The organism is Heminiphilus faecis, from assembly GCF_008728965.1.
GTDB lineage: Bacteria > Bacteroidota > Bacteroidia > Bacteroidales > Muribaculaceae > Muribaculum > Muribaculum faecis.
The window spans coordinates 1-15430 of record NZ_VSMC01000031.1 but is presented as its reverse complement, the minus strand read 5'-3'; the positions used below and the strand labels follow the sequence as shown (position 1 = coordinate 15430).

The 15430-nt window shown below is 48.4% G+C and carries 9 protein-coding genes, 1 tRNA gene and 1 pseudogene; 8 read left to right on the top strand and 3 right to left on the bottom strand.

Going from position 1 to position 15430, the window contains the following annotated elements; genetic code table 11:
- Positions 1 to 33: 33 nt before the first annotated feature.
- From FW767_RS11405 to FW767_RS11395, 3 genes are read right to left on the bottom strand one after another with little or no spacing between them, the layout of a single operon-like run.
- Positions 34 to 1245: a bifunctional 3,4-dihydroxy-2-butanone-4-phosphate synthase/GTP cyclohydrolase II gene (locus FW767_RS11405; RefSeq protein WP_121699315.1), complete on the bottom strand. Its 1212-nt coding sequence runs from the start codon at positions 1243 to 1245 to the stop codon at positions 34 to 36.
- 17 nt (positions 1246 to 1262) lie between these two features.
- On the bottom strand, positions 1263 to 3191 hold the full coding sequence (locus FW767_RS11400; RefSeq protein ID WP_121699316.1) for an LptF/LptG family permease: 1929 nt from the start codon (positions 3189 to 3191) through the stop codon (positions 1263 to 1265).
- A gap of 58 nt (positions 3192 to 3249) precedes the next feature.
- Positions 3250 to 4128 carry a helix-turn-helix domain-containing protein gene (locus tag FW767_RS11395; protein WP_205523904.1) on the bottom strand — a complete coding sequence of 293 codons (879 nt, stop codon included), beginning with the start codon at positions 4126 to 4128 and terminating at the stop codon, positions 3250 to 3252.
- A 172-nt stretch (positions 4129 to 4300) separates the two neighbouring features.
- Between FW767_RS11395 and FW767_RS11390 the strand changes: the two genes are divergently transcribed.
- The 8 genes and pseudogenes from FW767_RS11390 to FW767_RS11360 all read left to right on the top strand — a co-directional run.
- Complete coding sequence (locus FW767_RS11390) at positions 4301 to 5899, top strand: DUF6377 domain-containing protein (RefSeq protein ID WP_121699318.1); 1599 nt, start codon at positions 4301 to 4303, stop codon at positions 5897 to 5899.
- Between the two features lie 25 nt (positions 5900 to 5924).
- A complete protein-coding gene (locus tag FW767_RS11385; protein WP_147438763.1) occupies positions 5925 to 7517 on the top strand; it encodes a DUF6377 domain-containing protein in 1593 nt (530 codons plus the stop codon).
- Positions 7518 to 7615: 98 nt separating this feature from the next.
- Complete coding sequence (locus tag FW767_RS11380) at positions 7616 to 8362, top strand: nitroreductase family protein (RefSeq protein ID WP_121699320.1); 747 nt, start codon at positions 7616 to 7618, stop codon at positions 8360 to 8362.
- A 165-nt stretch (positions 8363 to 8527) separates the two neighbouring features.
- Positions 8528 to 10429: a sensor histidine kinase gene (locus FW767_RS11375; protein ID WP_150980629.1), complete on the top strand. Its 1902-nt coding sequence runs from the start codon at positions 8528 to 8530 to the stop codon at positions 10427 to 10429.
- Between the two features lie 152 nt (positions 10430 to 10581).
- A complete protein-coding gene (gene carA, locus FW767_RS13180; RefSeq protein ID WP_121699322.1) occupies positions 10582 to 11652 on the top strand; it encodes a glutamine-hydrolyzing carbamoyl-phosphate synthase small subunit in 1071 nt (356 codons plus the stop codon).
- 21 nt (positions 11653 to 11673) lie between these two features.
- Entirely contained in the window at positions 11674 to 14901 is a 3228-nt protein-coding gene (carB, locus tag FW767_RS11370; protein WP_121699328.1) for a carbamoyl-phosphate synthase (glutamine-hydrolyzing) large subunit, read from the top strand.
- A gap of 59 nt (positions 14902 to 14960) precedes the next feature.
- Positions 14961 to 15035 (top strand) — tRNA-Pro (locus FW767_RS11365).
- 199 nt (positions 15036 to 15234) lie between these two features.
- Positions 15235 to 15430, top strand: a pseudogene (locus FW767_RS11360) (ISAon1 family transposase N-terminal region protein); the annotation flags it as partial.

The following is a 15430-nucleotide window of genomic DNA, read 5'->3' as shown; positions in this document are numbered from 1 at the left end:
CACCGAAAAGTGTTGTAAAAAGTTAAATAAGTATCACATGTGGAGGTCGTGTCCCATGCGCTCTTTTTTAGTGCGCATATAACGTAGATTGTATACGTTAGGCTTTACTTCGATGGGCACATTTTCTGTAATCTCGAGTCCGTACGCTTCAAGACCTACACGCTTTACCGGATTATTGGTCATGAGCCGCATTTTCTTTATGCCTATGGCGCGGAGTATCTGTGCGCCAACGCCGTAGTCGCGTTCGTCGGCAAGATGCCCGAGGCATATGTTGGCATCTACGGTGTCCATGCCGCCTTCCTGAAGCTTGTATGCTCTCATTTTTTCCATCAGGCCTATTCCGCGTCCCTCCTGATTCAGATATATGACTGCGCCGCGTCCCTCTTTCTCTATCATTTCGAGCGCTTTGTGGAGCTGGTCGCCGCAGTCGCATCTATGTGACCCGAATATGTCGCCGGTAGCGCATGAAGAGTGTACGCGCACGAGAGCCGGATCGTCGGAGCCCTTTATGTCGCCTTTTATTATGGCTATGTGTTCAAGACCGTTGCTGGTCTGACGAAACGGTATGAGCCGGAAGTGTCCGTATTTTGTCGGCATGTCTACTTCGACACCCTGCTCGACAAGCGACTCCATTGACAGCCGGTAAGAGATAAGGTCCTTTATGGATATGAGTCTTAGACCCCATTCGTCGGCAAGGCGGCGCAATTCGGGCAGGCGCGCCATAGAGCCGTCTTCACTCATGATTTCCATCAGAGCCGATGCCGGCTGAAGGCCTGCAAGACGGGCCAGATCGACGGCCGCTTCTGTGTGGCCTGCACGCTTAAGCACGCCTTTATCCTGTGCGTATAACGGGTTTATATGTCCGGGCCGGCCAAAAGTCTCCGCTACCGATGTCGGGTCGGCGAGGGCTCTTATCGTGGCGGCGCGGTCTTCGATGCTTACGCCGGTGGTGCATCCGTCGAGTTTGTCGACGGTCACCGTAAACGGAGTGCCGAGCATCGAGGTGTTGTTGTCGACCTGATGAGGCAGTTGCAGTTCCTTGCAGCGCGATATGGTGAGAGGCACACACAGCACTCCGCGGGCGTTTTTCAACATGAAGTTGACTTGTTCGGGGGTTATCTTTTCTGCGGCAACAATAAGATCGCCTTCGTTTTCACGGCTCTCATCGTCCACCACAATTACAAATTTCCCTTCTTTGAAGTCGTTTATTGCATCGTTGATTGAATCCAGTTTTATTTCTTCCATAAATCAGGTGTTTTGTCTTATTCGTTTATATCATCAGTGTTAACCTTCAGAAGCGCTATAAGTTCATTGTCGGTAGTGACGATATGCTCGAGTTCTTCTTTGAATTTGCGCTGACATCTGAGGCCTATCAGGTAAAGAGGCAACCCTACGGGGAAAAGTATTATGAATGCCCATGCCACCCAACCTGTGCCTGCCGGATTATATAGCCATAGGTTTCTGAGTACGGGCAATTCCATGAGCTTCAATATTATTATGCGGTTGCGGGAATTGGACATATAGTCGACTGTCTGTTCAAGCCGGCTCATTATGTCTTTTATCTCGGTCTTGTCGTAGCCCTCGGTCCAGTATTTTATATATGACATGGGCGCTTTATACCGCTCTGCGAATGCTGCGCACTTTGCCGACAGTGCGTCGATGCGTTCAAAAGCCACCGGCAGCTCCACCTCGTTCATGACCACTTCTTTGACTTCGAGATGTCGAGTCTCGCTCTTGCCGAATATACGGCGGAAGAAGTTGACGTAGGCGTCTTTGTTGAACACTGCGGAGTCGTTGACGGCCTTGTAGGTGAAGAATATGCCTAACGGCAGCAGGACAAATGTCGACAGCCACATGCCTTCCCATACTTCGATATGACCTTCGCGCGCCATCTTGTAGCCCGAGTTGTCGATTATATAATATATGATAAAAAGAAATACCGATATGACAAGCGGCATGCCGAGGCCTCCTTTGCGTATTATGGCCCCGAGCGGTGCTCCTATGAAGAAAAATACGAGGCACGCCACCGAGAGTGTAAACTTCTTGACAAGCTCGATCGAGTGGCGCCTTATGGTACGGCGGTCGTCGTTCATGGCAAGCGACTTGAACTCGTAGTCCTGATGTATGCGCCGGGCCTTGGTCAGGGCCTGATTCAGATATGACTTTGTAAGCGACGGATTGCTGCCGCGGAATATGGAGTCGACGTTGACCGGGGCGGCAAGCGCTATCTCCGGTTGTTTCATCGTTACGCGGCCGCTGTCGGTATATTCCGAGGTGTAATATTGTATGCCGAAGTAGGGCATCTCTTTTATGGCTTTGCCATATACGTCGCCTATGCTGTCGACGCGTATGTTGACTGAGTCGATAGTTGCCTGAAGTTCGTCGATATTTTTGCCTACATACTGGTTGCGCATGCCGCTTTCGTCCATGCGGTTGAAATTGGCGTCAAATTTTATAAGCACTTCCTTGTCATCAAACGACTCCCGTCTATACGGCACATTGGAGGTGGATATGCCGGTCTGCTCGCGTAAGTTTTCAAACTGTTCACCGTTCCATAGTTTCAGAAACAGATGGCTTTTGTCATCGGTCATGCTCATCTTGCCGGAGTCGGCGTATATGATGGTGGCGTTGTCTGAACCGCGGTTCACATTATATATAAGGAGTTCGCGCAGCACACCTGTTTCCTGATCTTTCTCTTTTACAAAAAGATTGAATCCCGGTATCTGGTCGTAGAACACCCCTTCGGGAATGTCGAGCTCGGGCGACTTCTGACGCATCGAGTAGAGCAGGGTCCACATTTTGGTCTGCGCTATAGGCAGTACGTTGTTCTGGAAGAAAAACGCGCCTATGGCCACAAATACCATAAGCACAATAAGCGGGCGCATGGATTTTATGAGCGATACTCCCGAGGCTTTCATGGCGGTGAGCTCAAACTGCTCGCCGAGATTGCCGAATGTCATGAGCGAGGCCAGCAGCACAGCCAGCGGCAGTGCCATAGGCACCATGGTGAGGGCGGCATAAAAAAACAGCTCACCGATTACGCTCATTTCCAGTCCCTTGCCTACAAGGTCGTCAATGTAGCGCCACAGAAACTGCATCAGGACTATGAAGAGACATATGAAGAATGTCATCAGAAACAGAGGCAGAAAGCTCTGCAGCATAAACAGATATAGCCGCTTTATTTTTAGCATCGCATTTATTGATTTTCAACTCACAAAGTTACAATAATTATATAATTCACGCAAGCGTTCAGGGCTCCAGCGAACTTCGGTAGCGCCGTGGCGATATGCCGGTGATGTGCTTGAAGTATTTGCCGAAAAACGACTGGTTGCTGAAATTAAGTTTGGCGCTTACTTCCTGTATGGTGAGTCCGGTGTTGCGCAGCAGTGTCTTGGCTTCGATTATGACGTAAGAGTCTATCCACTCGCCGGCTGTGCGGCCGCTTGTCTCCTTTATGGTGGCCGACAGGTGCTTGGGCGTCACACATAGCATATCGGCATAAAAAGCTACAGAACGCTCTGTGGCGTAATGCTTTTCTACCGCTTGGATGAAGCGGTATAGGAGTTCGTCGCGGCGTTTCATTGATATCGGGTTGCTGAGCGAGGGGGTGTAGGTAGAGTATAGCCCGAGCGTCTCGTAAAACATGGCTTCAAGAAGTGAACGTACTACGTCGTCGCAATAAGGATGATTCTTGACCGAGGTTTTGTTGCGTAGCAGAGCTCTTAGTCCGGTCTGTCCGGCTACCTCTTCCGGCGTGAGTTTTATGGCCGGATTATCTTTGAACTGCACAAGACACGGTATGACTTTCGATAGCGCCGGTATTGTGTTGCCGAGGAGTTTTGTGCTCACTACTATCATATGCCCCTTAAAATCGGACGATGCCGAGTAGGACTTAAGTGTATGTCCGGGACGCATCACCATCAGTGACCGCTCGGTAAGATGGCATGAAGTGGAGTCGTAGTCAATGGTAAGTGTGCCGTGTTCACATAGTATTGACAATATGAAGTCAACCTTGACCGGTAATGACAACGGTTTGATTTCTTCAAGCCTGTCAAACACCGCTATGTGGTCTATGTAGGCACCGAGCGCGGCCCGGTTTATGGATATGTCTTCGTTAATGTCGGCCATGTCTGTCATTGTTTAGGATGCAAATATAGGAAAATACGACCAAATATTGTGCTGTTTTTGTCGATTATCGCTGTCTGGGTTACATTTGTTTTAAATTAATGATAAATAATGCATAAATTGAGCGCAGATACAGTATTAATTACTATATTTACAAGCCGATAACTTTTCTTGCATGCAAAAAATCATAGGTCTGCTTCTTATTCCGGTCATGGCGCTGGCTATTGTTTCGCCGGCTGCTTGGGGCAATGTGAAAATAGATGCCCGTACCGCATCGGTGATGCTTGACACTCTGGATGTCGAGATGTCGCGGCGAGGTGTGTACCTGTCGCGGCGCGAAGCGTGCATTGACTCGCTCACTTCGATTGTGGGCTCCTGTCGCGACCGGGTCGACCCTATGACTTTGTCATATATAATGGAGCTTGGCGACTTGTACAGCGGTTATCTTACCGACTCGGCGCTTGTCAATTACAGCCGTGGCGAGGCGCTTGCACTTGATTTCGGAGATCGTGACATGGCCATGAAGTTCAAGCTGAAGCGTATCGCCGGATTGCCTTTGGTCGGTTTAGGAACAAAAGCAGTCAACGAATATGAGGAAATACCTGTCGACAGCCTTGAGCCTGCACTCCGCATGGCGGCACTTGAAGCCGGGCGTCAGCTATATAGCTATCAGTCGTCGTTTTTTATAAATTACCCTGATGAATACAAATATTGGCTTGACAAGTCGATAGAGCAACAGCGCATACTGCTGGAGCTCCTTCCTGTGACCTCTGACAGGTATCTTTTGAATCAAGGAGAATACTTTTTTCTTACAGGACACCCTTCCGAGGCTAAAGCTGTATTGCTTGAGTTGCTTGACAGGGTGCCTCATGATACTAATGTGGCGGCGCGGGCATCGAGTATATTGGGCCGTATAGCCGAGTCGAGGGGCAATGCCGACGAGCAGCTGTATTATCTTGCCCGGTCGGCGGTATCCGATATCAAATCGGCTACACGTGAGGTGGTGTCATTGCAGGAACTGGGCATGGCGTTGTATGACCGGCATGAGATAACAAAAGCATATGAGTACTTGGATGTGGCGATGCACTATGCCGTCGACTGCAACGCCTCGATGAGAATGTTGCAGACATCCGAAGCCTTGCCGGTGATAGCTGACGCGCATCGCGAGGTGCTTGCCGAAAACCGGCGATGGCTTTATATTGCAATTGGTTTTATGGCGCTGCTTATGGTGGCTCTTGTCGTGGCGTTGTTTAAGTTGCGTGCTGAAATGAGGATGATGAAAGAACTACAACATGTACTTGCCGGCGCCAATCATATCAAGGAGATGTATATGAGCCAGTTCCTGAACCTGTGTACCATATACATGAACAAGCTCAATCAATTCTGTAAAATAGCCGCGAGAAAGATATCAACCGGACATACCGATGAATTGTATAAGATGACCAAGTCGGGAAAGTTTGTTGAAGAACAGAGTCAGGAGTTCTATGACACCTTTGACCGGGCTTTCCTTCATATATATCCCACATTTGTCGACGAGGTCAACGGCCTTATGCGTTCTGACGCGCAGATAGTGCTTAAGGAGGGCGAGCTCCTCAATACCGATCTGCGCATACTTGCGTTTATGCGGCTCGGAGTTGAGGAGAGCACACGCATAGCGCAGGTGCTTAACTATTCGGTACACACCATCTATGCTTATCGCAACCGTCTTAAGAACAGAGCTGTGGACCGTGACAATTTTGAACGAGATGTAATGATGATCGGGCATATCGCCTGACCCTGACATATAAAAACCTTATCCTGTGAATGTATTATTGAAGATTGGCATATGCCTTTGGTGCATATTGGCCGCTGTGCCTGAAACTCGGGCTTCGGCTGTGAAGTTGCCGCTGGTGGTTGACGATAGCCATATTGACGAGCAGCTTATGCGGCTTGATGCCGAAGTGTTAAATTTTGCCCGTAGTTGCCGTGCAGGTATATCAAGGGTTGACAGTATGCGTCATGTCATGGCGTCGCGGGACTCGGTCATGCGTCGCGATTACGTGGAGATGAGCCGGCTGTGTAGATATCTTTATCCTGATTCGGCCATAATTTATACCCGCAAGGCCATAGGCAAAAGTATAGAACCTGACGATACTGCCGAGTGCCGCCTTCTTTTCGGCTTTCTCACATTATTGCCCTCTCGAGGTTTTATAAAAGAGGCTGTGGACGCGTTGGCTTATTATAATATAGATGCAATACCGGAGGCCATGCGGAGTGAGTACCTTAAAGCAAGCCAGAATATATATGCACAGATTGCCCGGCGCTATTTTGAGGTGCCGGAGATATCTGACAGATATAAGACGCTTGCCGTTGACGCCCGCCGTAAATATATGCTTTATTTTAATGCCGGAGATTGTGAATATGAAGTTGCCGAGGCCATGAATTATTTTGATCTCGGAAATTATGTGGCGGCTTATACCGCCGGAGTGGAGGTATTGGAACGTATAGAAGAGAAAGACCCGGATTTTGCATCGCTTTCAATTGTTATAGCGGAAGCTTATGGTAGAAAAGGACGTAATCGTGAGCAGCTGTACTATCTTGTCAGGGCCGCTATATCGCAGCTTAAATGTGTCATGCCTCAGGGTACGGCTCTTCAGCGTGTAGGCCACTCGCTTTATGAGTCGGGCGATATAGACCGTGCCCACGGTTATATGTCGGCCGCATTGGAAAACGCTACATTGGGTGCCACTCACGCCGATGCCCATGTTATGTTGAAGTCAATGTCGCTGATGGATCGGAGTTACAACGAAAAGATGCGTCATAATGAGCGGCTTGTGTGGATTATCGCGGGCATATCGCTGGCGTTGATGGCTGTGATATGCGTTGAGCTGTTGCGTTATCGCTATGGACTGCGCCGGTTGAAAGCCGAACGCCATAAAGCCGAGGGTGCCGACAGGGCGCGTTTGGCCTATGTTAAAAACTTCCTCGAATTATGTGTGTCCACTTCGCGACGCCTTAACAGTCTTTGCCGCCTTGTAGGACGTAAGATTTCGGCCAATCAGGTGGAACAGCTGTATGACTACACCCGTTCGGGCAGGATTATAGAAGAGCAACGCAGGGAAGTCCTGTCGATATTTGACAAGGCTTTTCTCGGGCTCTATCCTGACTTTATAGAGCGTCTTAACAGCCTGCTTCGCGAGGAGGAGCGCTATCCCGAACCCACTGATTGCAAACTGCCCACCGAACTGCGTATATATGCCTTTTTCAGGCTGGGAATAGATGATTGCAACTATATTGCCGATTTTCTGTGCTATTCAATCAATACTATATATGCATATAAGGCCAAGGTCCGTGCCAAAGCCATATCAAAAGACATGTTCGATAAGGATTTTATGGATACGGTAGTGTGTTGAATGGGAAAAAGCATCTTTCCGGTAAACAAAACCGACCGTTTGAGTGTTTTTATGCCGATACGTTACTTCAAATATGTAAAAGATCACATTATACTATTATGAAAGATGTTAAATCAACATTGCTTGAACGACGCAGTATAAGGCGTTACGAAAGGGAGCCTGTTTCCGAGGAGACAATGGACTTCATATATGAGGCTATCCGTAATACACCGACAAGTTATAACGGTCAGCAGTTTTCTGTAATCGATATTGACGATCAGCCGACAAAGGAAAAGATTTATGAGCTTACCGGACAGAAACAGATCAAGACCTGCCGTAGATTTTTATTGTTCTGCATAGATTATAACAAAATCAAGACCATAGCTGAAGCCAAGTCCATCGATGTGCCGGGCTTTGCTCAGACTGCCGACGGGGTCATCGTGGGAGTGGTCGACGCCACGCTTGCCATGATGAGCGCCCTTACCGCTGCCGAAGCTTCGGGCCTTGGCACGTGTCCCATCGGATATGCACGTACGGCTGCCCCCGAAGCGCTTGCTCGTCTTATGAAGCTGCCTGAACTCGTATTTGTAGTATGCGGTCTTGCTATCGGAGTTCCGCGGGAGATGCCCGACATGAAGCCCAAACAGCCCCGAGAGCTGGTTATATTTAAAAATCATTACCGTGAGGGAAGTCTTGTGAACGACCTGCTTGATTATGACAAGACCATTACCGAGTATAATGCGGTAAGATCAGGCGCAAAATCTGACAATGATTGGGCGTCGCATATAATTGACTATTACCGTGAGGCTATGTCTTACAATACGCTCGACGCATTGCGTCGCAGAGGTTTCGACGTAAGCCGTTAAATTAATATAGCATAAGATTCTAAAGATTGTATGTTCCGCATGAAGATTGTAACTGTTTCTTCATGCGGAAATTTTTTAATGTACCGGATATTATGAGTAACTTTGCTAAGGATATATATGTTGTGTTAAATTGTAGTGCCAGTAACGTAATTTTCAATTCATCACGTGAAGACAGTTGTTAAGATTTGTGCCACGGTTGTGGCTCTGATGACATGTTTTGTGGCTTTCCCGCAGACAGATAGACTGCAGACCGGACGCCATATACTTGTCGTGACATCATACAATCCCGATACTCGTTCGACATCGCAGAATCTCTCTGAATTCATCAGTATGAGCCGTGACCGTGACCCTTCGGCTTACATTGCGGTAGAGAGTATAAACAGCCTGCATCTTAACGAAGCTCCCGAGTGGAAGACGCGTATGAGCGATATTCTTGCAAAGTATTCCGGCGATGATACTCCTGATGTGGTGGTGCTTCTGGGGCAGGAGGCGTGGAGCGCCTTTCTGTCGCAGGACGATGAAAATATAAAGCGCATGCCGGCTATGTGCGGTATGGTGAGCCGCAACATAATAACGTTGCCTTCCGATACCGTGAAGCTTGACAGATGGCTGCCCGAGTCAAAGGACATCATGGCCGACTTTTCTGATTTTAATATTGTGGGAGGATATGCGTATGAGTATGATCTTGACAATAATGTCGGCCTCGTGCGTCGTTACTTCCCTGAAGTGGACTGGATAATGTTTCTTACCGACAACTCGTTCGGTGGTCTTAACATGCTCGCATGGATAAAAGCCAATGCCAGATATTATCCCGATTATAAATTCGAGTATATGGACGGCCGGGTGCAGACATTCTTCGACGCAAACAAGCAGGTAGGCATGCTGTCGCGGCATTCTGCCATATTCTGTGGTACATGGCGAGTCGACAAAACCAATGACTACGCGCTTGGAAGTACGACCTACGTTTTGCGTGAGGCTAATCCCGATATTCCTGTCATATCCTTGTCTACGATCGGTCTGGGGCACTGGGCTTTCGGCGGATATGTGCCCGAATATAAAGTCGTGGGCGGCGATCTTGCCGGTGCATGTTTTGACTATCTTGACTCTGTGGCCGGCTATGAGAAGAAAATAAATATCATACCGTCGCATTATGTATTTGATTATGAGCGCGTGATTGACCGTGGCATCGCTCTCGATGAGCTTCCGGCCGGCTATGAGCTTATCAACCGTCCGTTGTCATTCTGGTCACAATACAAGTATCAGGTTATAGCCTCGGCACTGATATTGCTCGTTATAATACTTGCTTTCGCGCTGACGTTGCGTTATATGTATCGTATAAATAAACTGAAGGACGCATTGCTTGTTCAGCGTGAGAAATTGCAGATTGCCAAAGAGCAGGCGGAGGATGCGAGCCGTATGAAGTCATTGTTTATACAGGACATAAACCACGAAGTGCGTACACCGCTTAACGCTATAGTCGGGTTTGCCCAGATTGTGGCTCGTTCCGAAGACCCGTCTTTTAACAAGTACTCCGAGATAATAACCGCCAATAGCTATGATCTGTTGAAAATAATAGATGACGTGATGCAGCTGGCCAATCATGATACCGGTCTTCAGCTTGAGAAAAAGGAGATTTCGGTCAATGCTCTTTGTGAGCAGGCTTTTCTGCAGAGCGAGTACAAGCGTAATGCCGATGTGGAATACAGGTTTGTTCCGTGGGAAAACGAGCATCTTGTCATGTCGTATAAGAACGTCATACTGGTTGTAGTGTCCAACCTGCTTCATAACGCGTTTAAGTTTACCGACGAGGGAGTGGTGATGCTAAGATGCGGCATGATGCATGACAATCGCACTGTCCGTATTACTGTCAGCGACACAGGCCCCGGTATACCGAATGATAAACACGAGGCCGTATTTGAGCGTTTTACCAAACTTGACGGCTTCAAGCAGGGTGCGGGACTCGGACTTGCCATATGTCGTGAGGCTGCGAGGTTTATCGGCGGTGATGTGACGATAGATCCCGACTATACTTCAGGATGCAGGGTCTATTTTACTTTCCCTGTATGATGCCGGTAATCTGCATTGTTGAAAAATGTAAGTAATTCTCAAAAAAATGTAGCAGCACGATAGCAATTGAAGAAAAAATACTAACTTTGCATGGTTTTCACGATAGAAAGCCTGAGTTTTGTCAATGTTTTTAAAGTATTTATTTCTATCGTATGCGACAAACAAGAAAGGCCGTCCTCGTACTCGAAGACGGAACTGTTTTTGAAGGAAAGTCTTTTGGCTACGAAGAGTCGGTTGCCGGTGAGGTCGTTTTCAATACGGCTATGACCGGATATCCCGAGAGTCTTACCGACCCGTCTTATGAAGGTCAGATATTGGTTACGACCTATCCTATACTCGGTAATTACGGAGTGCCCCCGCGCAGAGAAAAAAATGATGTCAGCGAATACTACGAAAGCGAGCATATACACTGCAAGGCTATCGTGGCACAGGATTATTCGTGGGACCATAGCCACTGGCAGGCTGACAGAAGTCTTGCCGACTGGCTCAAGGAGGAGAAAATACCCGGCATATACGGCGTGGACACGCGCGCGCTTACAAAGCACTTGCGCGAGCACGGTTCGATGCTTGGAAAGATACTTGTCGACGGTGCGTCCGATGTTCCTTACTATGACCCTAATGCCGAGAACCTTGTGGCGAAAGTCAGCTGCCGCAATGTTGAGGTGCACGGCGAGGGGCAAAAAACGGTAGTGCTTGTCGACTGCGGAGTCAAGCATAATATAATAAGGTGTCTGACTCGCAGGGGCGTCAAGGTCATACGTGTGCCGTGGGATTATGACTTTACGTCTATACCTTACGACGGACTGTTTATCTCAAACGGTCCGGGCAATCCGGATATGGTGGTTAAAACCGTCGAAAATATAAAGAAAGCCATTGCTATAGGACGCCCTATATGTGGTATATGCATGGGCAACCAGCTGTTGTCTAAAGCCGCAGGAGCCGGTACTTACAAACTCCGTTACGGACATCGCAGCCATAATCAGCCTGTGCGTCGTGCCGGTACCGATAAATGTTATATAACATCACAGAATCACGGTTTTGCTGTCGACGACACTACTCTGCCTCAGGATTGGGAGCCGTTGTTCATCAATATGAACGATGGTACAAACGAGGGTATCCGGCATAAGACAAAGCCGTTTTTCTCCGCGCAGTTTCATCCCGAGGCATCATCCGGGCCCAAGGATACTGAATTTCTTTTCGATGAATTTATCAACATGCTATAATCAAAGTCAGTTGCTGTTATGATTGAACATAAAATAAAAAAAGTATTGCTCCTCGGAAGCGGGGCTTTGAAAATCGGTGAGGCCGGTGAGTTTGATTATTCCGGTTCGCAGGCGTTGAAGGCCATGAAGGAGGAGGGTATCAATACCGTGTTGATAAATCCTAACATCGCTACGGTGCAGACCTCCGAAGGATTTGCCGACAAAATATATTTCCTTCCGGTCACGCCTTATTTCGTTGAGAAGGTCATAGAGAAAGAACGTCCTGACGGCATTATGCTCGCTTTTGGCGGTCAGACGGCGCTTAACTGCGGTGTGGCGCTATATGAAAGCGGCGTGCTTGAAAAGTACGGTGTCGAGGTTATGGGTACTCCCGTACGGGCCATAATGGATACTGAAGACCGTGAACTGTTTATAAAAAAACTTGATGAAATCAACGTAAAGACCATAAAGAGCGAGGCTGTCAATACCATAGCCGATGCCATAAGTGCGGCCGATCAGCTTGGCTATCCGGTCATTGTGCGTGCCGCTTATGCGCTTGGAGGTCTGGGCAGCGGGTTTTGTGATGACGAGCAGCAGCTGGTGGCGCTTGTTGAGAAAGCATTGGCGTTTTCTCCGCAAGTACTCGTGGAGAAGTCGCTTAAAGGGTGGAAAGAAGTCGAATATGAAGTGGTGCGTGACCGTTATGACAACTGCATTACCGTATGCAATATGGAAAACTTCGACCCGTTGGGCATACATACGGGCGAGTCGATTGTAGTGGCTCCCTCGCAGACTCTTTCCAACGAAGACTATCACTATCTGCGCAAGCTGGCCATTAAGATAATACGTCACATCGGCATTGTCGGCGAGTGCAATGTGCAGTATGCATTTGACCCCGCATCAATGGATTACAGGGTTATAGAGGTTAACGCACGCTTGTCGCGTTCGTCGGCGCTTGCTTCCAAGGCTACCGGATATCCATTGGCTTTTGTAGCAGCGAAACTCGGACTCGGTTACGGACTTTTCGAGTTGAAAAATTCGGTTACTAAAGTGACTTCGGCATTTTTTGAACCGGCTCTTGACTATATTGTGGTGAAGATACCGCGTTGGGATCTCGGTAAGTTCCACGGCGTTAAACGTGAAATCGGTTCCTCGATGAAGTCTGTGGGCGAGGTTATGGCTATCGGACGCACTTTTGAAGAGGCTATTCAGAAAGGTCTGCGTATGATAGGGCAGGGAATGCACGGTTTTGTCGAAAACAAGGAGATAAAGATTTCCGACATAGACCATGCGCTTAAGGAGCCTACCGATAAACGTGTGTTTGTCATTTCTAAGGCCATGCGGCAAGGCTATAGCATAGAGCGCATACATGAGCTCACGAAGATAGACCGTTGGTTTCTGCACAAGTTGTACAATATCGTCACGACAGCCGATGAACTGGAGGCTTATGACGATATTCAATCCATACCTGAAGCACTTTTGCGTCAGGCCAAGGAGCAGGGTTTCAGCGATTTCCAGATAGCGCGTGCGGTATTTAAATCTGCACCTTACGATGTGGATGCCGAAGTGTCGGCTGTGAGGGCTATGCGCAAGTCGCTCGGCATAGTGCCTGTGGTAAAACAGATTGACACTTTGGGTGCCGAGTATCCTGCAATGACCAACTATCTGTATCTGACATACAACGGCTCTGAGAACGATGTCGATTATATGCATGACCATCGGTCGATTGTCGTGCTCGGATCAGGAGCTTACCGTATAGGAAGCTCGGTTGAGTTTGACTGGTGTTCGGTAAACGCGCTTATGACAGTAAAGCGCGAAGGATGGCGCTCGGTGATGATCAACTACAATCCCGAGACTGTGTCTACCGACTATGATATGTGTGACCGTTTGTATTTTGACGAACTCACCTACGAGCGAGTCATGGACATACTTGATCTTGAGCAGCCCCACGGTGTCATACTGTCGGTAGGCGGCCAGATACCCAACAATCTCGCCACACGTCTTGATGCCGCCGATGTGCCTATTCTCGGTACTTCGGCCTCTTCTATCGACAATGCCGAGGACCGGCATAAATTTTCGGCGATGCTTGACCGTATAGGAGTGGACCAGCCGCGCTGGCGTGAGCTGACTTCGTTTGATGACATACACCGGTTCATTGATGAGGTGGGTTTTCCGGTGCTTGTGCGTCCGAGCTACGTATTGTCGGGTGCAGCCATGAATGTGTGCAGCAACAATGAGGAGCTTGAGCGTTTCCTGCGTCTTGCTGCCAACGTCTCAAAACAGCATCCGGTTGTCGTGACCGAGTTTATTCAGGATGCCAAGGAGATTGAGATGGATGCGGTGGCGCAGAACGGAGAGATAAAGGTCTATGCCATATCGGAGCACATTGAGTTTGCCGGCGTACACTCAGGCGATGCCACAATCCAGTTCCCTCCGCAGAAACTGTATGTGGAGACCATCCGACGCATCAAGAAAGTAAGTCAGAAGATAGCCAAGGCGCTCGATATTTCCGGTCCTTTCAACATTCAGTTTCTTGCCAAGAACAATGACATAAAAGTGATTGAGTGCAACCTGCGTGCTTCGAGATCATTCCCGTTTGTCAGCAAGGTCCTGAAACTGAATTTTATCGATATCGCTACACGTGTCATGCTCGGGCTTGAGGTGGAAAAACCGCATAAAAACGCCTTTGATCTCGACTACGTGGGCATAAAGGCTTCGCAATTCTCATTTTCGCGCCTTCAGGGTGCTGACCCGGTACTCGGTGTTGACATGTCTTCTACCGGTGAGGTAGGGTGCATAGGTGCCGACACTGACGAAGCTATATTGAAGTCCATGCTGTCGGTCGGAGTGCGTGTTCCCTCCAAAGGCAAGGGTGTGCTGTTGTCGACAGGTACGGCCAAGCAGAAAGCGGCCATGCTTGATGCGGCCCACGCTCTGCACAATAACGGATACAGCCTCTATGCTACCGGTGGAACTCATCAGTTCCTTACCGACAACGGCATCCCCGCCATAAAAGTGTATTGGCCCAGCCAGCCCGATATGCAGCCTCAGGCTTTGTCGCTGCTTCACGACAAGGAGGTCGATTTAGTGGTGAACATACCCAAGAACCTGTCGGAAACAGAGCTTACCAACGGATACCGTATACGGCGTGCGGCGATAGACCTGAATATACCGCTTCTTACCAATGCCCGCCTCGCTTCGACATTCATCCACGCTTTCACCAATATGTCGATTGACGATATAGATATAAAACCTTGGGATGAATATTGACAATTATATGTTGCGCATGTAAAATATAATTGTTAACTTTGCATTCGCTTAACGGCAATCGGGGCGTAGCGCAGTCCGGTTAGCGCACCTGCTTTGGGAGCAGGGGGTCGCGAGTTCGAATCCCGCCACCCCGACAATTTATAAGGCGTTGAAACATAGTGATTAACAGCTTGTTTCAACGCCTTATTTTTATGTGCGGCTACATTATTTATGCCTTGTTTGAGTGGTAAATTATGGTAAAAAATACGTATCTTTGGCAAAAATGCGGCGCATGGTAATAAACCTGTGTTTGTAGAATTAAAATCTTACCTTTGCCTTCAAAATAGAATTGGGATGGAAAAGAATCCGTATATCGAGTTGGCGGAATGTCTTCTGCCGGAAGAAATGATTGAATATTTTGAAGTCGTCAAGGTGGATAAAACCAAAGAAACCCTTGATGTCACTTTGGAGGAAAGAGATAATGGAGTTGACGGTTACACTGCCGGGCAACTTCGCCCGAATGGCTTCTATGAGGAAAGCATCGTGCGTG